The organism is Neptunomonas sp. (assembly GCF_016744175.1).
Classification (GTDB): Bacteria; Pseudomonadota; Gammaproteobacteria; order Pseudomonadales; family Balneatricaceae; genus Neptunomonas.
Window position 1 is genome coordinate 1 of the sequence record NZ_JADGEV010000024.1, and the last position, 19,017, is coordinate 19,017.

Sequence of the window (19,017 nt, forward strand, 5' to 3'; positions counted from 1 at the left end):
ACGTAGTCAGCGTCTTTATCGCCACGACCAGAAAGGTTCACTAAGATGCTTTGTTCAGGAGTCAGTGTCGCTGCTTTACGAATGGCCCACGCAACTGCATGAGCACTTTCTAGTGCGGGGATGATCCCTTCAACTCGCGATAGCATCATAAAAGCATCAAGGCACTCCTCATCACTTGCTACGTCGTACTGAACGCGGTCAAGGTCTTTAAGGTGGCAGTGCTGCGGACCAACACCTGGATAATCTAGTCCTGACGCAATCGAATGGACCGGCAGTGGCTCGCCGTTACTGTCTTGCAGGACATAGCATTTAAAGCCGTGAATCTCACCCGGTGTGCCTTTAGTCATGGTGGCAGAGTGGTGCGGTGTGTCTATGCCTTTGCCGGAAGGTTCAACACCTACGATGTTTACACTGTCATCATTTAAAAACTCGGTGAATAACCCCATAGCATTGGAGCCGCCGCCGACACATGCGGTGATGAAGTCGGGTAGTTGGTTTTCTTTCGCTAAAAACTGCTCACGGGCTTCACGCCCAATAACACTTTGAAAATCACGAACCATTTTAGGAAAAGGATGTGGACCAACAACTGAACCGATGGCGTAGATAAAATTAACAGGGTCCTTAAGGTACTCTTCAAAAGCACTATCAACAGCATCTTTAAGTGTTGCAGTTCCGCGTGTTACAGGAATGAGTGTGCATCCCAAAATTTTCATTTTAGTGACGTTCGGGTGCTCTTTCTCGATATCAACCTGACCCATATGTATTTCACAGGGGATGCCTACTAATGCGCATGCTGTGGCTAAGGCTACACCATGTTGACCAGCACCTGTTTCTGCAATGACCTTGGTTTTACCCATAAATTTTGCAAGTAAAGCTTCACCTAGGCAGTGGTTGATTTTGTGTGCGCCTGTATGGTTTAAATCTTCACGTTTAAGGTAAATCTTTGCTCCGCCGATTTTATCAGAAAGACGACGGGCATAATAAAGAGGGCTAGGGCGGCCTACATAGTCAGTTAAAAGCATTTCTAGCTCTTTCTGAAACTCGGGCATCTGTCGGATTTCTTCGTATGCTTGGTCTATTTCATCCATAATGGCTTTGAGCTCAGGAGGAATTATCTGGCCACCGTATTGTCCAAAAAAACCGTCTTTATCAGGCATAGGGCCAAAGTCAATATTGCTCATATTACATCTCTCTTGAAAAGTGCCGAATTTTTGTATCGTTATAAAAGAGACTATAAAAGAGAGTGAAGCAGGAATCTACGATAAGGGTTAATAATTACTACTAAATAATCTAGTGACCACTACGGATTTAGTTTAATCGAACTGAAACCCTAGTTGTGTTTCAGTGATCCCCATTGTTTTGTAACCTAATTTACGCTGTTGTTTATTCAGTGTAAGTACTAGAGTACGTGCTTCGATATATGTTGGAAGAATGGATCGATTGTATTCTTGCTTAATGGTTGACTGCAGACGGCCACGACTCTGAGAAACGATCCAATCACCCACAAGGTCTTGATAGAGTCGTATCACGATGTATTCTTGATTTTTTCGCCAGTGGACGATCAACGCGGCTGTACCATTTAATGAGTTCTGTAATGAGTTGTTTCAAGGATTTATAATGGCGCGAATTGAGCCTTAATCTACCGCATTTGTAAAGCGCAGGAGCTAAAGTTGTCAAAGAACACAGTAAAAATAGTGGCCGATGAGAATATTCCCGCACTGGAGGCTATGTTTGGTGCCGATACTAATATGAATATATCTATTCAGCGAGTGGCAGGGCGAGAGTTAACAGCAGAACAGGTTACAGATGCTGATGTCCTTTTAGTACGTTCAATCACGCAAGTCAATGAAGCGCTATTATCGACGGCTCTGCAGCTCAAAATGGTCGGTACCGCTACTATAGGGGTTGATCATATTGACCAAGTATATTTACAAAGTAGAGATGTTCCTTTTTTCAATGCTCCGGGATGTAATGCGGATGCGGTCGTTGAGTATGTGTTGAGCATTATATATAACACTTTATTTGAGCGTAAACTGGCATTACAGGAGCTAACCGTAGGTATTGTCGGTGTAGGAAATGTTGGAGGACGCCTTTATGAACGGTTACGTTCGCTCGGTGTTTCCCTATTGATTAATGATCCTCCACGACAGAAAAAAGGAGAGGAAGGTTTTGTTGATTTAGATATTGTTATGCAACACGCCGATATTCTTTGTTTGCACACGCCGCTCGTTCAGCATGGAGAATACCCGACATATCATCTACTTGCAGAGAGAGAATTGCTGGCGCTTAAACAGAATGTATTATTAATAAATGCCGGTCGAGGCCCCGTTATCGATAACGGGGCCTTGCTTACCTGCATGGAGGAAAGAAATGATATAACCGTGGTGTTGGATGTTTGGGAGCACGAGCCGCAGTTGAATACTTCTCTGGTTGCTAAAGCCATGCTGGCTACACCGCATATAGCAGGGTACAGCTATGATGGGAAATTGCGTGGCACTCATATGTTAAGGTGTCGTTTTAGTGAAGTGTTTGGGATCCCTCAACCGAGGCCTCTAGCGGATTATTTACCGCAAGCCACAATTAACAAAGTGAAGGTGACAAATGATGTGGCTATTCATGATTTGATGAACCTTGTCTATGATCCTTATCGAGATGACCGTGCGTTGCGCAAGACTTTAGTAGAAAAAAATCAACCCCAGCTATTTGATTTATTACGTAAAAATTATCCTATTAGGCGTGAGTTTTCTTCATTGAGTGTACAAGGCGTTACTGATAATGAGAAGGCTAATGTATTGAAAAACCTCGGATTTACGATTGATATAACGTAAGCTAAGTTTATTGATATAGAGGTTAAAATGCTCCCGACAACGAATGACCGCCAAAATGAAAAATCACTCAAAGACTTAATGCCTGCTGTTGGCGAGGTTGTTTCTATTCAGTTCCAGAGCCCACGCAAAAAGTTTTCATTAAAGCTATTAGGTTATAGAGAAAATGGTGGTGTAATTGTGTCAGCGCCTTCAGGCAGTGTGAATACTCTAAATCTTGAAGGTGCTAGATTAACAGCTACATTCATGGCGGGAAGTAGGCGCTGTGTTTTCGTTAGTCGACTATTGAAGGCTCAACCGTTTCCATACCCTCATTGGCACTTGGCATACCCCGATACAGTTGAGTATCAGCAAATAAGAAAGCATAAGCGCATCCCTGTTAATTTAGCTGTATCGATTGATCATCAAAATGAAATGGTAAGTGTAAAGTTGGGAATGCCTAGAATTTTACATAGCCAAGATGTGAGCCTCGATGGAATTTGCCTTGATGCTCCTTGCGCTCTTGGCCAAGTGAATGATAAATATTTTATAACGTTGCGGTTTCAGGTTGGTGGTTTTGATCAGGTGATTTTGCTGCCAACAGTATTACGTAGCATTCATAATATTGAGCCAGGCGTAGTGCTTCATGGTATGGAATTTGATGATTTAGAAGAAGATACGCAAGTGTTAGTAACGGCATTTGTGTACCAGCAGTTTTTAACAGAATTAGGTTATCTTGATGATGAATAATAAGCCACGGGTTTTTAAGTTAGGACTGTTAATTAACCCTTTGGCAGGGCTTGGTGGAAGCGTTGCTTTAAAAGGTAGCGACGGCGCAGATACTGCTCGTAAAGCATTGGCATTAGGTGCAGAACCTAAAGCCCAACTTCGGACGTTAGCAGCGCTATCCGTACTCAAGGGGTTAGAAATAGAGATCTTGGCTTATCCTGATGAGATGGGTGAAAGTGCAGCAAAAGCGGCTGGTTTTGTGCCACAGGTAATCGGAAGCATTGAAACAGGGCATACAACGGCGCAAGATACTGAGGAAGCTGCTTTAGCGCTCTATAACGCTGGGGTTGATTTGATTTTATTTGCAGGGGGAGATGGCACTGCTCGAAATATTTGTAGCGCACTGCCTGAGCAGTTCCCGGTTTTAGGTATTCCTGCGGGTGTGAAAATTCACTCAGGTGTTTATGCCGTCACACCAAAAGCAGCTGGAGAAATAGTTGCAATGCTTGTAAAGGGTGAGTTAGTGACTCTAGCTGATCAAGAAGTGCGTGATATTGATGAAGCACAGTTTCGTGAGGGAAGAGTGCGTGCTAAATATTATGGGGAGTTACTCGTGCCACAGGAGCATCGCTATCTTCAGAATGTAAAAAGTGGGGGCAAGGAAGTAGAAGAGCTTGTTGTTGCAGATATTGCTGCCGACCTGATTGAACGAATGGAGGCGGGTGTACGTTATATTATAGGATCAGGAACGACGGTCCAGACTGTTATGCATGAGCTAGGTTTGCCCAATACGTTACTTGGGATTGACCTGATAGAAGACGAACAGTTAATAGCAAGCGACTGTACCGCACAAGAGTTATTGGCTAAAACGGAAGGTTATACAACTAAGATTATTATTACTGTTATTGGTGGGCAAGGTCATATTCTGGGACGAGGAAATCAGCAATTAACTCCTGAATTGATCAATCGTGTTGGAAAAGATAACTTAATAATAATAGCAACTAAAACTAAGCTGGCCGAGTTGAAGGGTAGGCCATTGATTGTTGATACGGGTGATACTGAATTGGATAAAGCGTTATCTGGCGTAATACCTGTTATTACCGGATATCATGATGCTGTTTTATATCGTATTGCAGAGATTTAAGGTGAAAAACGCAAATCTCTTTGCGTTTTTCAGTTTGGAGGAGCTAGAACATTGCACCTTATAAGAGCATTAGGCTATCTGGACTCGGTTTCTTCCACTTGATTTAGCAAGGTAAAGTGCTTTATCGGCTCTTTCAATCATTTGTTCAGCGTCTTCGTTATGTAGCCTATGGCTGATACCAAATGAGGCGGTAATAGAGCTAATGACTTTTCCTGATCGTTTCTGTTTAATTCTAATAGCTTGAATTTTCTTACGTAGATTCTCAGCAAGATTGTGAGCTGCTTCTTGATGTTGACCAATCATAAGAATTGCAAATTCTTCACCGCCAAAACGCACAGGAAGTATAGGCTTTTGGCATTCTGTCTTAAGTAATTTTCCAAAGTATTGAAGAACTTTGTCGCCCATCAAGTGACCATACTCATCGTTAAATTTCTTGAAGTTATCAATGTCAATCATGATCAATGTAGCTTCCGCGTGTTTGGGTGACCCTATGATCTGGTCTAGTTCTGAATCAAAAACACGGCGATTAAACAAACCTGTCAAAGGGTCTACACGAGCATCTTGTTTCGTTTTTTGTAATTCTTCTTTGAGAGAAGCTATTTCAGCTTGGGCATCAGCAATTTGCTTTTGAAAGAGATTGGTTGATTCAGTAATTGAGGCTGTATTTTCAGCGAGTCGATTAATAATACTGGTGATCTCTTTGTCATTCTCTGATTCATTTAGGTCTTTTAGGCTGTTTTCAAGCACACATCCAAAATCAGATGTATGTTTGGCTGCATGGTCAACTTGGGTATTGAGGGTGTTAGTTAAGGCTATTATTTGGTTTTGAGCTTCTTCTGAATCAGTAATTTCATCACTGATGACATGCTCCCGAAAAAGCTGCTCACCTAATAATGTTGGGCAGGTTCCATAGGTATCAAGTGTTTGATCAATTTTATAGTTTAGATTTGGTACACGATTAGATACGTAAGTATACCAAAGTGCATAATTCAATGGGTTGGGAGGAATATTGTACTTTACCATTAATGGTATGGCTTGACGCAAATACTCTGCAGATTGTGTTGAATTTTCGGCAAACTTCATACATCCCCTTCGCTTATCTAAACTTTAGCAGTTCAGTATTACAAGCATGATTTTTGTACAACTTAACTCAAAAAACGCAACATAATATAGCGCTTTTTGATGAGTAATCAAACGCTTGTTTAAGCTGCCGCTTTGATTCTACTCTCAGCAAGTAAATTATCGGCTTCTATCCACTAAACTTTACATTGTTTGAGTATAGTTCATTTTGTAAACAAGAAATGAAGGCTGTTTGTTTTTTTATTGTCTTGTAACTCTTTGAGTGGCGACTAAAAGCTACTTGACTGTGTTTGGTTTAGCCGACAAGTTCGTAAGTAAAATTACCGCATGGAAATGCAAGTATGCAATGGTTATTCGGTTTACATTTCAATAACTTTAAGGGAGATCTTTTTGGTGGGTTAACGGCGGCAGTCGTTGCTCTACCTTTGGCACTAGCGTTTGGTGTATCTTCTGGTGCAGGCCCTGTAGCAGGAATGTACGGCGCAATTTTTGTAGGCCTGTTTGCTGCTTTGTTTGGTGGCACTCCTTCGCAAGTATCGGGTCCTACGGGCCCCATGACTGTCGTTATGGCGGGTATTTTCACTCATTTTGTTTCACTGGATCCTGTAAGCGGACCTGCAATGGCTTTTACTGTTGTAATGCTTGGTGGGGCGTTTCAAATACTATTTGGAGTCTTTCGTTTAGGGCAGTTTATTACTCTAATGCCGTTTCCTGTCATTTCTGGTTTTATGACGGGGATTGGGACAATTATTATCTTACTGCAACTGCCTCCATTATTAGGAGCTGCCAGTGAAGCAAATGTGCTCAGTGTAGTTAATCATCTACCTGTTATGATGAAGTCAATTAATCTAAATGCTTTGTTATTAGGGTTAGTAACATTAGGTATTGTTTTCTTTTGTCCAAAAAGCATCAAAAGGTACACCCCTCCTGCATTACTAGCGTTAATTGCAGGCACGGCTTTTTCTTTTGCTCTTAATGTTGTGGATACCATTGGTGAGATACCGACTGGTTTACCTTCTATACATTGGCCTGAGTTTGAGGTGAGCTTAGTAAAAGATATGCTCATCTCATCTTTGATACTTGCGACATTGGGTTCGATCGACTCATTATTGACTTCACTAGTAGCAGATAATATGACACGTACGCAGCATAAATCCGATAGGGAGCTGATAGGGCAAGGCATTGGTAACATAGTGGCTGGTTTTTTTGGCGGCTTACCAGGCGCAGGAGCCACCATGAGGACAGTGGTAAATATTCGTGCTGGTGGTAGAACACCGATATCAGGTTGTGTCCATGCGATTATTTTATTATCTGTCGTATTAGGTGCAGGTTCTTTTGCTGCTCATATCCCTTTAGCCGTTCTCGCCGGTATATTGATTAAAGTCGGTATTGATATTATCGACTGGCGCTTTCTTATGCGTATTCATCAAGCGCCACTGTTCGTTATCTTTTTAATGGTAACGGTATGGGGCCTCACAGTATTTGTTGATTTGATTACAGCGGTTGCTGCGGGTGTTTTTCTCGCTAATATTTATACAGTCAAACGCTTGTCGGAAACTCAGCTTGAATCGGTACGTATCATTCAGGACGATAAAAGTGATCATCATTTCTTAAGTGAGCATGAGAGTAATATTTTGATAGCTGCTGGAGGCAGAATTTTACTTTATCAACTGAATGGTCCATTAAGTTATGCTGCTGCGAAGGGTATTTCGAATAAACTCATGGCCTGCACAAATCATGAAATACTATTGTTAGATTTTAGCAATGTGCCACATATCGATGTATCAACAGCAATGGCTTTAGAAGAGGTTATTTTGGACTCTCATTTAGCCGCTCAAAATGTCCTAATAGTTGGCGCTAAACCTGAAGTAGAAACAATCTTGCATCGTATGAGAGTGGCCACATTGATTCCTAACCAATTTCATTTTCCTAATAGGGAGGCGGCACTTAATGCCGCCTCAGTTCTATTGACGGTTCCAAATGGTAAGCGTTGAAAACCACGGAAGCACTTGTAATGACTGGTTTAGTCGCAAGGTTAATTCTGAAATAGGGAGTGATAACGCGTTGTCTGCTTCAGCGTGATCAAATTTGAGCTCTATCTCAATTAAGTCGTGTAAGTAATGCAGTGTGACATAGTATTTTTGGATGCCAGGGGCATGAATACTCATCTGTTCTGATAGTGTTTCTTCTATTTCTTTCCTTAAAGGAAGAATTCGGCAAAAGCTTTCTTCTTCATCATCATAAGTATCGATGTGAAAGATGACATGGCCAATATCGTCAAAGCGTTGTAATAGTTTAATGACAGCAGTATCACCTATCCAGTGACCTTCCGAAGCACTACAGTAAGGTGCTACCTGAATATGCATTTCAAGCAGACTTTTACTTCCCATATTGCGGCTTTTGAAATTGTGTACGCTGATGATCCCATCGACTTCTTCTATTGACTCTTTAAGCTCTTTCACTCGCTCTTCAGGTAGAGCAGTATCGACAAGCTCTTTTATGCTATTCCAAGTAAGATCCCAACCGATCTTTCCAACAAAAGCAGCAACAATCACAGCGGCTAATATATCTAGCCATGCATAACCTGCCATCGCCCCAAGAATACCAAATAGAACTACGATTGATGAAAATGAGTCAGTACGGCTATGCCAAGCATTTGCTATTAGTAGGTCTGATTTAAGCCTTTTTCCTGCTGCCAATGTATATCGATAGATCCATTCCTTGCTGGCGATAGATAGGAAGGCAACTAATAAAGCAGGCCAGCCGGGTGTGGGTACTGTTGTAGAAATCCAAAACTCACGAATACTTTCAAATGCCATTGCTCCTGCAACAGCAATAAGAACACAGCCAAGAAAAACAGTACCGATAGTTTCAAAGCGTGCATGACCCCATGGGTGTTCCTCATCAGGCTCTTCATGAGAGAAGTGAAAGATGATAACAACCATAAAATCTGTCAACAGATCTGAGAAAGAGTGTATTCCGTCTGCGATCAAGGCGTTGGAGTTGGATGCCATACCAACAATAACTTTGGCAAAACCAAGCAAGGCATCAAGGATGGCACCGATAATAGTAACTTTTTGTGCTTCTTTGTTTCTATTTGCAGACATAGACATGTTTTACACCGATCATTTTGAACCAACGGCATGTTAACCTTACGGAAAGATTCGGGCTAGTTAAAAGCTAGAAAAAAGATATTTTTTTCATGAAAATAAGCTTGACACGAAAAAACACCAAAAATATCTATTTTAATTGAGTATTTTTTAATCACGCTGCATATTGTCTTTAAATGAATATGTAACTCATTGAAATTAAAAAGAAAATACATATGGTTAAAAAATGATCAATGTGAGTGAAAGCTCATTAAATGGGCTCTGTAAGACGTTTTTCTTACAGAATCCACAGGGTTATCCACAAGATATGTGTGTACCTTGCTCTAGCCCATATGGCGCGTAGGATTGAGGGTTATTTTGATAGGTTGTTTCACTTTGTAGAAGAAATTAGACTGCTTTTTTCTATGCCAAATAGGATTGACATTTAGATGGAAAATACATCGATAACGCAGGTTATTTTACCCATTGCTCTGTTCTTTATCATGTTCGGTATTGGTTTGTCACTGGTGGTTGCGGATTTTTTAAACGTGAAGTCTAAACCTCTTGCTATTGTAGTAGGAAGCTTAATGCAAATGGTCGGCTTGCCTGTATTGGGGTTTAGCATTGTGGTGTTATTAAAAGTTCCTGCTGAATATGCTGTCGGAATAATGATACTGACATTTGCACCTGGGGGAGCTACTTCAAATATGGTTAGTTACCTTTGTCGAGCTGATACTGCTCTATCTGTTAGCTTGACTATTGTTGCTAGCATTTTGACACCATTTACACTCCCACTGTTTTCTTATATGGCTGTTTCTCATTGGCTTTCACTTGATGCAATAATTACTTTTCCCATTGTATTCACTATTTTAAAATTATTGGGGATCGCATTACTTCCTGTTTTACTAGGTATGTGGCTGAACAATAAGGCCCCGTGGTTTTCAGCTAAATTGCAACCTATTATTAGATGGTGTTCTTTGCTGTTTATGGTTTTTGTTGTTGTTGGGATAGTAGCAGGGAATAAAGCTGAGTTATCGGGTATTCTGCTAGAGGCTGGGCCTGCAGTCGTGTTGTTATCTTTGAGTGCAATGTTGGCAGGGTGGTGGGCCGGAAGGCTTTTTAATTTACCTACACAGCAGAGCCTAACTTTAGCAATTGAAACCGGTATTCAAAACGCAGGGTTAGCTTTAATGATAACTGGAGTTGTATTGCACAACACTGAAATGTCAGGTGTTGTGCTGCTTTACGGTGTGTTGATGCAAATACCGGCTGTGTTACTAATTATCCGTCGCCACTGGCAGTGGAAAAAATCAGCGATGATTGATCGTATGCAGCACTTTACTCGATAATGTAATACAGCAACGGATTAATCTATTCCAATAACTTTGTGAGTTTGAAGGCTCATTTTCCAGCGCGGGTGCCTTAAACAGTATTCAATAACCTGCTGTGTGCTTTTTTTATGTTTTTCACTATCTAATGGCTGTAAGTAAAAGTTATCAAACTCTAGAGAAGTAAACCTTTCAGGCATTGCATCTGGCTGAGGGTAAACTAATTTTAGTTCATGGCCTTTATTAATGACTAAGGGTGCAGAAGCTTTTGGGCTGACACAGATCCAATCTATACCTTCAGGTAAAGGTTTGGTGCCGTTGGTTTCTACTGCAATTTCAAAGCCTAGATGGTGTACGGCGGTTATGAGTTCTTGTGTTAGTTGTAGTGCAGGTTCACCGCCTGTGAAAACGACGTAAGGCTTGCCTTCTGGTGTAGGCCAAAAGCTATTAATTGCATCTGCTAGCGCCTCTGCATTAAGGAACTTAGCACCATTTTGACCATCGGTTCCAATGAAATCAGTGTCACAAAAATCACATATAGCAGAAGCTCTGTCCTGTTCTCGGCCTGACCATAAATTGCAGCCCGTGAAACGGCAAAATACAGAGGGCCGGCCAGCATGAGCACCTTCTCCCTGCAATGTGTAGAACATCTCTTTTACGCTATACATTTTTGTATTATTTCTCTAATCAAGAAGGTAGTTAGGACGTTAGTTTAGATACATATAAGGTATTTTCTCAGAAGTAGCAGAGTCTACAGAGGATTAAAATCATATCAAGTGGTTATCACTTCATTTATTAGCCCTAAGTTGTATTCATTGCTATAGAAGAAAAGCTAGAGGTAATGTATAAATTAAAATGTACTAAATTAACATCCTCTAAACAAAAGATTCCTTATAATAAAAAGATAGGTTACCTATGTTTCTTAAAACGATTTCATCACTTGCACTAACAGGTATGTTAATGGCAGCGCCATTAGCGTTCGCAAAAGATAAACCCAAAGCCATGATTGCTCCAAGCCTATTCTCTTTCGAAGTGATGCATGATGGGGAAATGGTTGAGATTAAACGTAATCAAAACCCTGATAATGTAATTACCGAACTATATTCCACAACATTTAGGGGCATGCCACAAGCGATGCATCCCTTTGAACCATATGATGTTGAGACGGTTGCTGAGCGGGAATTTGTGCAGTACATGATTGCTGCTCAGAGCACAAAAAATATTATGATTGTTGATACACGTACCATAGGATGGCACCAACGTTTAACAATTCCTGGCGCGGTTAGTTACCCTTATACGATGATGGATGACGCTGATGATAGAGATTGGGCAATGGATGATTTTGGAGCTGTGAAGCAGTCCGACGGAAGCTATGATTTTACGAAAGCAAAAACGCTAGCAATGTTTTGTAATGGTTACTGGTGTGGGCAAACTCCATCCATGGTTAGAGCAATGCTTGAGCATGGGTATCCTGCAGAAAAAATCAAATATTACCGCGGTGGTATGCAGGCATGGACCAGCTTAGGCATGTCAGTAGTGGGTGAGGCAGTCGAATAAACAATAAGGTTTTTGGAAGTATTATTGATTAGAAAAGGGTTTATTTTAAATAAACCCTTTTCTTTTACTTGGCTAGCGCTGTACTTGTCCACCAAAAGCTTCTAAGACTTGTGGGAAGAGGCGTTGGCACTCAAGTGCTAGGCGTGAAACATCACTGTCTAATCTTACTAGAGGGTCTTCGGATGACTCCTCATTCAACGTCTGAGTTAATTCATCGGTTGGTTTTACACGCTTTATTAGCAAATCATCTTGTAGAATAAAACTAAGAGTTTCATCCCACTGTAAAGCTAGTTTGGTGACTTGTTTTCCCGTTTCCAAATGGGCGATGACTTCACTGCTATGTAGATCGTGTCCTTTAATGCGAATAACACCACCTTCTTCTGTTTGATCTTTTAATTCACATTCATCCAAGCACGTGAAGGCAGGAGATGAGCTTGATTGTTGCAACCATTCCGACATTACAACACCCGGTGAGTGAACAGTGTCCGGCAAAGCAACAGGTAAGGTAGTTAGGCTATTACGCAGGAGGTTAAGTAGCTCTTCAGCACCTTTGTGGCTGGAGCTGTCGACAACGATAAAACCGGCGCGAGGTAGAATAAGTGCACTTGTTTGTGAGAAGCGACTAAAAGCACGCGGTAATAAATCAATAATGATTTCATCTTTTAATTGAAGTTGTTCTTTGCGGTATACCTTTCTTGCCTGCTCGCGTTCAATCATGCCAACGCGTTCATTCAAATTTCTTTTAATAACATTTGCAGGTAAAAGTTTTTCTTCTTTTTGAGCGGTAATTAAATACGCTCCAGAGGAAGCAAATACAGTTTGTTCATCAAGTGCTGAATGCGGAGCAACCCAACCATAGCGGCTAAGTTCTTGGCTACGACATGGTTCAAATAAGTGTTCAGAGAAAGCGGCTTCTAGCTGTTCCTGTGTGTAATCTTGTTGCTCTGTAAACCGGTAAAAAACGAAATTTTTGAACCACATAAAGCTTCCACTATAAGAAAATTAAAATCGCTGCTAGCTTAGAGGGAAATTAGCTTGAGTGACAGAGCAAAAAGCGCAACAAGATAAATATTTGTTGTCGGGCCCCTTGTTACGTCTGCCTTATGGGGTATTTCTTAGGTGGCGCTTAGTCTTGTGAGTAGCAACGGCGCAAGACGGGTCATCTGGCCAAGGATGCTTAGGATAGCGGCCCTTCATTTCCTTTTTGACCTGAGGATATACATGTTCCCAGAAGTTCTCCAGGTCTTGTGTGACCTGCAAAGGGTGGCCTGCTGGTGAGAGTAAATGGATTATTAGCTTCACATTGTTAGCAATAGTAGGGGTAGATGTAGCGCCAAACATCTCTTGAAGCTTAACACCAAGCACGGGTGGGGTTTCACTATAGTCAATCTGAATTCTAGAGCCAGAAGGTACAGTGATGCGTTCGGGAGCAAGTTCGTTGAGTTGTTGTGGTAGTGGCCATGGAAGCAGGTTTTGCAGGATATGGTGTATATCTAGTTTGGCAAAATGATTAATATGGCTAACCTTGTTAAGGTATGGTGCTAGCCAGCTATCCAGTGTTGTTAGCAGTGCTGAATCTGATAAGTCAGGCCATTGGTTTTGTGCTTCTTTGGTTTTATTAGCTTCGTATAAAAAAGTGACGCGCTGACGCCACTGGATAAGTGCTTTTGTGTGAGTGAAAACAGTGAGGCCTTTGTTTGCTACAAGCCCTAACAAAGCGCGTGTCCGGGCATCCTCTGACGGTGATGTCAGCGGCTTTCGCTTAATGATGAGAGCTGCGCAGTAAAATTGTTCTTCGGCAATGAGCTTTTGTTGTTTGTCGTTCCATTCAACCAAGTCACGTTGCTTTATCATATGTGCAAGAGGGCCCTCAAAAAGAGATGGACTAAACTTAGCGGCAAGCCAAATGTTATCGCTTGCTTGCCCCTCCTTCCCACCTAGTTGAGCGACAGCTAGCCACGTTGATTTACTAAGATAATCGTTTTCGTGGGTGCTTGCTGCTCGTCCATTAGCCAGTTGAAAACGTGAATGTTCTCCTATGCGTTTTGCGATACGGTCTGGCCAAGCACTGGCTATTAATAGTCCAAGCTGGTCTTCGGTACTAATAGTTATTTGCTGTGGTGTTTGTTTGCTTGCTGGGAGTTTCTGGCAAAGTGTAACGTAACGTTGGCATTGTTGTTTTATTCGGTAGAGTTGACCCTGAAGGGAAGGGGAGCACTTATTAGGTTCTCGAAGCCAGTCAAGGCGAATCTGTAAGTCGGTTTGTCGTGTGTTTAATGGATCTCGTTCTGATAGTAGTGCGGCTAATTCACATGCTTGATACTCCAGTTGGTACACTCGAGCAGTCAGTATCATGTGAGCCAAGCGAGGATGTACAGGTAGGCGCGCCATCTGTTCGCCTTGCGCAGATAAATGGTATTCATTATTACTGAGTTCTAGGGCTCCTAATTGGCATAGCAGCTCACGTGCTTGCTGGCACGGCGCGAGGCTGGGAGAGTCTAGCCATGCTAGTTCAGCAGGGTCGTGGCAGCCCCAGTGGTACAACTGCAATATAAGAGGCGTTAGGTCTGCTTGTAGAATTTCAGGTGATGTGAAAGAGGGCAGTTGTTCTTGTTGCTCTAACGACCAGAGTTTATAGCAAACCCCTGGAGCCGTTCGGCCTGCTCGTCCAGATCTTTGTGTGCTGGCTGCGCGTGATAATCGTCGAGTTTGTAATCGAGTCATACCTGTATTGGGGTCATAGATCGCTTGACGACTGAGGCCACTGTCGATAACTACAGTGACTCCGTCAATTGTAAGGCTCGTTTCAGCAATGGAGGTTGCCAAAACTATTTTTCGTAAACCATCAGGAGCCGGCGTTATCGCTTTTCGTTGCTGTTCTAAGTTTAAATCCCCAAACAACGGGGTGATGAGCAGCTCTTGTATACCTGTAGGGTAAAGTGATTCGTGAAGTAGTCTTTCGACACGACGTATTTCGGCTTGCCCTGGCAGAAAGACCAGCAGGCTTCCTGAGTGATTGCTAAGAGCGGTTTTTATGGTAGCAACAATACGGGGCTCTATTCGTTCTTTGTACTTCCAAGGGGCGCCGTAAATCAGTTCAACAGGGAAGCTCCGGCCTTGGCTTTTTATTACTGGGGCGTCGTCAAGTAATTCCGCTATAGCTAGACTATCTAGGGTAGCGGACATGATGAGAAGCTTTAAAGGGTCATCGTCCCGAAATAGAAGGCGGCCTTGCAAGATTAAAGCAAGACCTAAGTCTGCATCTAGGCTGCGCTCATGGAATTCATCGAAGATAACCAAGCCGATATCATCTAAGCTTGGGTCGGTTTGTAGCATTCGCGTTAGAATTCCTTCAGTAACAACCTCAATTTTAGTTTTATTGCTAACCTTGGTGTCCATGCGAACACGGTAGCCGACGGTTTCTCCAACGGTTTCACCTAATGACATGGCCATACGTTCAGCGGCTGCACGAGCTGCCAACCGACGCGGTTCTAACATAACTATTTTTCGGCCACCAAGCCATGATTGATCAAGTAATGCTAATGGTATAACGGTGGTTTTTCCTGCGCCGGGAGGGGCTTCTAATACGGCTTCATGTCGGGCGTTGAGAGCGGTTGTCAGGCTAGGGATTATCGAATGAATAGGCAGTGTTAACATGTGAGAGAGGTATGCCTTTCGCTAATGGTTCATTAGTGGGGGTTTTTTAGTATAACGTGAACCGTGTTGGATGTTGATGTTCACATATGTAAAAGTATTTTTTCTTTGTATAAGTCACTATTTTTAAAATCTTTGCTACGATTATATTATTTAAGATTGTCGGGCGGGGAAGTTGTTTTGCGTTGCTTATTGAAGTTATTTGTCGCTAGTGTGTGTTGTATTTTTTCCGTGTTAAGTCTGGCTGTTTCTACACTGTCGTTCGCACAAGGTATAACCCCGGCTGTGTGCAATGCCATCACAAAAAAAGTGGATCGAGAACTATGTATTTTACGTTATCAAAGTCAAGAAGTTCGAAAGGTTCAGGCGGATGGTGCACGTGATAAAGCAGAAAAAGAAGCCGCTTTTAGACAGCGCCAAGAGCAAGTAGCTAGCCAAAAGGGATTCGGTATGCCGCGTATAGAGAGATACTCGCGTAATAAGTTAAAAGTTGTCTTTGATCCCGTACTTCGTCGTCAAAGAGTTAAATGTATTGGTTATGATGCCCAGGGTGAATACGTGTATAGCCGCTCTTTTCATTTGCGACCACCCGCTGATCATGGCTTAATGAGAACGAGGGATGCATCAAAAATTACTAGATTGGTGTGTAGGTAAGACGTTTATTTAGAACTATCTTTGAGTACTTTGATGGCTTTATCAATTGATTGGTCTAAATAATATCCATAAAACTCAGGTGTATTTACTCCTACCATATTAGGTACAAGGGTTTTTCCTTTTCGGTCCAGAAAAAGTAGGGTGGGTGTCAAGTTAGCGCTATAGCGGCGTGCAAAGCGTTTTGGTGAAATGTCTTGCCCATTGGCATCAGTTATAACCCTATTTGAATCAATCATTACTTCTCTAAAAAGAACTTTCTTTGCGTAATGTCCGCCTTTGTACATAGGATCAAGAAAGTCATTATGAATCAGTTCGCAATAGCTACAATCACGTTGGCTTATCATCACAATAGAGACTTGGTATTTTCCTTGAGTTTTTGCGTCCTCAAGGAAATTGTTGGCTGCAGGTAGTTCACCGGCCTGTGTAACAGAGAGGGCTGCACAGCTCACGAGAGCTGTAATGTAATGTATGAGTTTATTCATGGTCACTTTTGGTTTTCCAAAAATTCGACCAAAAGGTCAATAACTTCATCAGCGTATAGGTCTCTGAAATAATGATCGGCACCTTCAATAATACTGTGTCCGACTTGTGCATTAGAAACTTGAGCCATCATTTCGGGAAGCGCTGCTACCGTTTTATCCTCAGAGCCACTAATGACGAGTGTCTGTACCTCGATATTATTTAAGATATAAGGTGTATTAAAGCGTTTATCGGGTTGATAGTAATTTACGAAAGATTCGGTAGTAACTGTACTCTTGGGGCAGTAAATAAAGCCTGTGTTTTCAAGCCATGTGTCCTTATCGATTAGCTTAGCTTTAGCCAGCACTTCTGTTAGTGATTGGTTGTAACGTTGTTCGTAATTTCTCTTTTCATCTTGCTCATTCCACGTGGCGGGAGCGAGTAATATTTGAGCTCTTACTTTTTCTGGATTATTGGCTGAGAACCATGCGGTTTGGTTTCCGCCTCGAGAATGCCCCATTAAGAATATATCTTGTGCGCCCTTATGTTTAAGCCAATCAATCCAGGTCGATATTTCATTAAGTGCATCGGTATGTTTGTGCTGATGTGGTATCTCACAATCATACATACCGTGTCTGTTATCGACTCCGAGGCTTAAGTTGATCGCTAGTGAGCTGATACCAGAGTCGACTAATAAGTCTTGTAGTGTGCTAATGAGCTCCATCTTGTTATGAGCAAGAGTGCCATGTGTAATGAGTACTATACCGTCTGCTAAGGAGGTGCCTTCGGCGAGTAATAGTTCTGCATTTAAAGTGTGGTTATTGTATGAGGTAGTGACTTCTTTTGCATATAGCGCTTGGTTTGCAAGTAGTAAGGATAATGATAATGCGCAGAAAATAAGTTTAATCATGCAAACCTCTATTATTGTTATAAGCTTATAATAAACCAAACAATAACAGAGGTCTCTAATTTAGGCTACAGACCTTCGTAGGCCAGCATGGTATAGACAGGAATGCCCGCTTCCTGAATACGGGTCGAGCCATGTAGATCAGGTAAGTCTACAAGTGCCGCGCTCTCTATAACGTCAGCGCCAAGTTTTTTGATGAGAGTGCAAGCGGCTAAGATAGTCCCGCCAGTAGCAATTAAATCATCAAAGACTAGTACTTTGTCGCCAGGGCCTACAGAGTCGATTTGCATCTCTACCGCAGCACTTCCATATTCAAGGTCATACTCTTGGTGAACAGTTTCTCCAGGAAGTTTGCCTTTTTTGCGTACCAGAACCAAAGGCTTCTGCATTTGGTAGGCCATAATTGAAGCAATGAGAAAGCCTCTAGCATCGATACAAGCGATGTGTGTCAGCTCTGAATCCATATATCGTTGAATAAAAGCATCAGCGACCATGCGTAATGCTTTTGGGTCTTTGAAAATTGGCGTGATGTCACGAAAGACAACACCTGGTTCAGGCCAGTCAGGAAGTGAGCGGATCACTGATTTGACATAAAATTCGTCGTAAGACATGTACTAATAGCTCCTCAATCAAGTCGGAACGTCAACGCTTGATATGGCTCAATGTTTACAAAAAGAATATACGGTTTAATCACTGTGTTGGGTTACACATAGAGATGGCTACTTCTTTGTGCAACTATTTTTAGCGCCGTTCAATTATTTGAACGGCGTTTTTTTATGTGCAGCATCTTGTTTTATAAAGAGAGCTGTTGGATGTCGCTATCTTTATCGATATCTTTGCCAGGACACTCACCTGAAACTTCATATAAACCGTCTAAATCAAGAAGGTCCAGTTCTTTACCATCAACTTGAATCAGATTGTTTTTCTGAAAGCGGGTAAAGATACGGCTAACGGTTTCTACTGCTAATCCTAAATAATTACCTATTTCATTACGCGACATAGATAATCTGAATTTATGAGCAGAATAGCCTCGTGCTTGAAAACGTTGTGATAGTTTTACGAGGAAAGTGGCAACTCGCTCTTCTGCATTCTTTTTAGAGAGAAGGAGCATCATTTGTTGGTCATCTCTAATCTCTTTGCTCATAGTTCGCATCACTTGGCGGCGCAGTTCTGGTAGCTGGCCACAGAGTGTATCTAAATTCTCGAACGGAATTTCACATACCGTTGTTGTTTCCATGATTTTAGTAGAAACCGGATATTGTTGGCTATCATATCCACTTAGACCAACCAGTTCTCCTGGGAAGTAAAAGCCAGTGATTTGTTCTTCCCCTTCGTTTGTTATTGTGTAGCTTTTTACGCTCCCTGCGCGGATAGCAAAAACCGATTCAAAATTATCACCTTGGTGAAATAAGTGATCTCCCTTTTTTAAGGGACGGCTTTTTTCAATAATATTATCAAGACTGTCCATCTCAGTGTTGTTTAAAGACACGGGAAGACAAAGTGAGCTTATGCTGCATGTATTACAATGAGCTTGTTGCAGGCTATGTAGTTTCCCTTCTTTTTTTATATCGCTCATGGCCGGTTCCTGTGTTTGTTACATAATGAGAGGCTA

The 19,017-nt window shown here is 41.9% G+C and carries 18 protein-coding genes; 7 read left to right on the forward strand and 11 right to left on the reverse strand.

Annotated elements, in window-relative coordinates:
- Positions 1-1,181: tryptophan synthase subunit beta (trpB, locus tag QZZ55_RS11940; protein ID WP_293267560.1), on the reverse strand; the 1,181-nt coding region annotated here is incomplete at its 3' end.
- A gap of 132 nt (positions 1,182-1,313) precedes the next feature.
- Positions 1,314-1,529, reverse strand: a complete 216-nt coding sequence (locus QZZ55_RS11945; protein WP_293267561.1) for a hypothetical protein — start codon at positions 1,527-1,529, stop codon at positions 1,314-1,316.
- Between the two features lie 141 nt (positions 1,530-1,670).
- Here QZZ55_RS11945 and QZZ55_RS11950 point away from each other — a divergent pair, with 141 nt between their 5' ends.
- From QZZ55_RS11950 to QZZ55_RS11960, 3 genes are read left to right on the forward strand one after another with little or no spacing between them, the layout of a single operon-like run.
- Complete coding sequence (locus QZZ55_RS11950; protein WP_293267562.1) at positions 1,671-2,828, forward strand: 4-phosphoerythronate dehydrogenase; 1,158 nt, start codon at positions 1,671-1,673, stop codon at positions 2,826-2,828.
- A gap of 27 nt (positions 2,829-2,855) precedes the next feature.
- Positions 2,856-3,554 (forward strand): PilZ domain-containing protein, encoded by a 699-nt coding sequence (locus QZZ55_RS11955; protein ID WP_293267563.1) that lies wholly within the window; start codon positions 2,856-2,858, stop codon positions 3,552-3,554.
- Complete coding sequence (locus tag QZZ55_RS11960; protein WP_293267564.1) at positions 3,544-4,677, forward strand: ATP-NAD kinase family protein; 1,134 nt, start codon at positions 3,544-3,546, stop codon at positions 4,675-4,677. The genes QZZ55_RS11955 and QZZ55_RS11960 overlap by 11 nt, the downstream gene beginning before the upstream one ends.
- Positions 4,678-4,746: 69 nt before the next feature.
- Here the strand turns inward: QZZ55_RS11960 and QZZ55_RS11965 are convergent, their stop codons facing one another.
- Positions 4,747-5,760 carry a GGDEF domain-containing protein gene (locus QZZ55_RS11965; protein WP_293267565.1) on the reverse strand — a complete coding sequence of 338 codons (1,014 nt, stop codon included), beginning with the start codon at positions 5,758-5,760 and terminating at the stop codon, positions 4,747-4,749.
- 338 nt (positions 5,761-6,098) lie between these two features.
- Between QZZ55_RS11965 and QZZ55_RS11970 the strand changes: the two genes are divergently transcribed.
- Entirely contained in the window at positions 6,099-7,751 is a 1,653-nt protein-coding gene (locus QZZ55_RS11970; RefSeq protein ID WP_293267566.1) for a SulP family inorganic anion transporter, read from the forward strand.
- Here QZZ55_RS11970 and QZZ55_RS11975 read toward each other — a convergent pair.
- Entirely contained in the window at positions 7,722-8,870 is a 1,149-nt protein-coding gene (locus tag QZZ55_RS11975; protein WP_293267567.1) for a cation diffusion facilitator family transporter, read from the reverse strand. The two genes, QZZ55_RS11970 and QZZ55_RS11975, sit on opposite strands and share 30 nt — an antisense overlap.
- Before the next feature lie 425 nt (positions 8,871-9,295).
- Here QZZ55_RS11975 and QZZ55_RS11980 point away from each other — a divergent pair, with 425 nt between their 5' ends.
- The gene (locus tag QZZ55_RS11980; protein WP_293267568.1) at positions 9,296-10,195 is read left to right on the forward strand and encodes a bile acid:sodium symporter family protein; all 900 of its coding nucleotides are present in this window, start codon (positions 9,296-9,298) and stop codon (positions 10,193-10,195) included.
- A gap of 17 nt (positions 10,196-10,212) precedes the next feature.
- Here QZZ55_RS11980 and queE read toward each other — a convergent pair whose 3' ends face one another.
- Positions 10,213-10,842: a 7-carboxy-7-deazaguanine synthase gene (gene queE / locus QZZ55_RS11985; RefSeq protein WP_293267569.1), complete on the reverse strand. Its 630-nt coding sequence runs from the start codon at positions 10,840-10,842 to the stop codon at positions 10,213-10,215.
- 247 nt (positions 10,843-11,089) lie between these two features.
- Between queE and QZZ55_RS11990 the strand changes: the two genes are divergently transcribed.
- Positions 11,090-11,731: a rhodanese-like domain-containing protein gene (locus QZZ55_RS11990; RefSeq protein WP_293267570.1), complete on the forward strand. Its 642-nt coding sequence runs from the start codon at positions 11,090-11,092 to the stop codon at positions 11,729-11,731.
- A gap of 72 nt (positions 11,732-11,803) precedes the next feature.
- On the opposite strand, the gene rdgC is transcribed toward QZZ55_RS11990, so the two are convergent.
- Together rdgC and hrpB are read right to left on the reverse strand one after the other, a co-directional pair.
- The gene (rdgC, locus tag QZZ55_RS11995; protein WP_293267571.1) at positions 11,804-12,712 is read right to left on the reverse strand and encodes a recombination-associated protein RdgC; all 909 of its coding nucleotides are present in this window, start codon (positions 12,710-12,712) and stop codon (positions 11,804-11,806) included.
- Between the two features lie 120 nt (positions 12,713-12,832).
- The gene (hrpB, locus tag QZZ55_RS12000; protein ID WP_293267572.1) at positions 12,833-15,388 is read right to left on the reverse strand and encodes an ATP-dependent helicase HrpB; all 2,556 of its coding nucleotides are present in this window, start codon (positions 15,386-15,388) and stop codon (positions 12,833-12,835) included.
- A gap of 282 nt (positions 15,389-15,670) precedes the next feature.
- Between hrpB and QZZ55_RS12005 the strand changes: the two genes are divergently transcribed.
- Entirely contained in the window at positions 15,671-16,039 is a 369-nt protein-coding gene (locus tag QZZ55_RS12005) for a hypothetical protein (RefSeq protein WP_293267573.1), read from the forward strand.
- A gap of 5 nt (positions 16,040-16,044) precedes the next feature.
- Here the strand turns inward: QZZ55_RS12005 and QZZ55_RS12010 are convergent, their stop codons facing one another.
- The 4 genes from QZZ55_RS12010 to fnr all read right to left on the reverse strand — a co-directional run bounded on the left by QZZ55_RS12010 (position 16,045) and on the right by fnr (position 18,981).
- The gene (locus QZZ55_RS12010; RefSeq protein WP_293267574.1) at positions 16,045-16,521 is read right to left on the reverse strand and encodes a thioredoxin fold domain-containing protein; all 477 of its coding nucleotides are present in this window, start codon (positions 16,519-16,521) and stop codon (positions 16,045-16,047) included.
- A gap of 2 nt (positions 16,522-16,523) precedes the next feature.
- Complete coding sequence (locus QZZ55_RS12015) at positions 16,524-17,408, reverse strand: alpha/beta hydrolase (RefSeq protein WP_293267575.1); 885 nt, start codon at positions 17,406-17,408, stop codon at positions 16,524-16,526.
- 65 nt (positions 17,409-17,473) lie between these two features.
- Positions 17,474-18,016: an adenine phosphoribosyltransferase gene (locus tag QZZ55_RS12020; protein WP_293267576.1), complete on the reverse strand. Its 543-nt coding sequence runs from the start codon at positions 18,014-18,016 to the stop codon at positions 17,474-17,476.
- A gap of 182 nt (positions 18,017-18,198) precedes the next feature.
- Entirely contained in the window at positions 18,199-18,981 is a 783-nt protein-coding gene (gene fnr, locus QZZ55_RS12025) for a fumarate/nitrate reduction transcriptional regulator Fnr (protein ID WP_293267577.1), read from the reverse strand.
- Between the last annotated feature and the right edge of the window lie 36 nt (positions 18,982-19,017).

What these genes read in the sequence shown, in the direction of transcription:
- QZZ55_RS12015 (WP_293267575.1), bottom strand. Translation starts at nt 17,408, where the DNA reads ATGATTAAACTTATTTTCTGCGCATTATCATTATCCTTACTACTTGCA.
- fnr (WP_293267577.1), bottom strand. Translation starts at nt 18,981, where the DNA reads ATGAGCGATATAAAAAAAGAAGGGAAACTACATAGCCTGCAACAAGCT.
- QZZ55_RS11980 (WP_293267568.1), top strand. Translation starts at nt 9,296, where the DNA reads ATGGAAAATACATCGATAACGCAGGTTATTTTACCCATTGCTCTGTTC.
- QZZ55_RS12010 (WP_293267574.1), bottom strand. Translation starts at nt 16,521, where the DNA reads ATGAATAAACTCATACATTACATTACAGCTCTCGTGAGCTGTGCAGCC.
- QZZ55_RS11965 (WP_293267565.1), bottom strand. Translation starts at nt 5,760, where the DNA reads ATGAAGTTTGCCGAAAATTCAACACAATCTGCAGAGTATTTGCGTCAA.
- hrpB (WP_293267572.1), bottom strand. Translation starts at nt 15,388, where the DNA reads ATGTTAACACTGCCTATTCATTCGATAATCCCTAGCCTGACAACCGCT.
- QZZ55_RS11970 (WP_293267566.1), top strand. Translation starts at nt 6,099, where the DNA reads ATGCAATGGTTATTCGGTTTACATTTCAATAACTTTAAGGGAGATCTT.
- rdgC (WP_293267571.1), bottom strand. Translation starts at nt 12,712, where the DNA reads ATGTGGTTCAAAAATTTCGTTTTTTACCGGTTTACAGAGCAACAAGAT.
- QZZ55_RS11990 (WP_293267570.1), top strand. Translation starts at nt 11,090, where the DNA reads ATGTTTCTTAAAACGATTTCATCACTTGCACTAACAGGTATGTTAATG.
- QZZ55_RS12020 (WP_293267576.1), bottom strand. Translation starts at nt 18,016, where the DNA reads ATGTCTTACGACGAATTTTATGTCAAATCAGTGATCCGCTCACTTCCT.
- QZZ55_RS11960 (WP_293267564.1), top strand. Translation starts at nt 3,544, where the DNA reads ATGATGAATAATAAGCCACGGGTTTTTAAGTTAGGACTGTTAATTAAC.
- queE (WP_293267569.1), bottom strand. Translation starts at nt 10,842, where the DNA reads ATGTATAGCGTAAAAGAGATGTTCTACACATTGCAGGGAGAAGGTGCT.
- QZZ55_RS11975 (WP_293267567.1), bottom strand. Translation starts at nt 8,870, where the DNA reads ATGTCTATGTCTGCAAATAGAAACAAAGAAGCACAAAAAGTTACTATT.
- QZZ55_RS11955 (WP_293267563.1), top strand. Translation starts at nt 2,856, where the DNA reads ATGCTCCCGACAACGAATGACCGCCAAAATGAAAAATCACTCAAAGAC.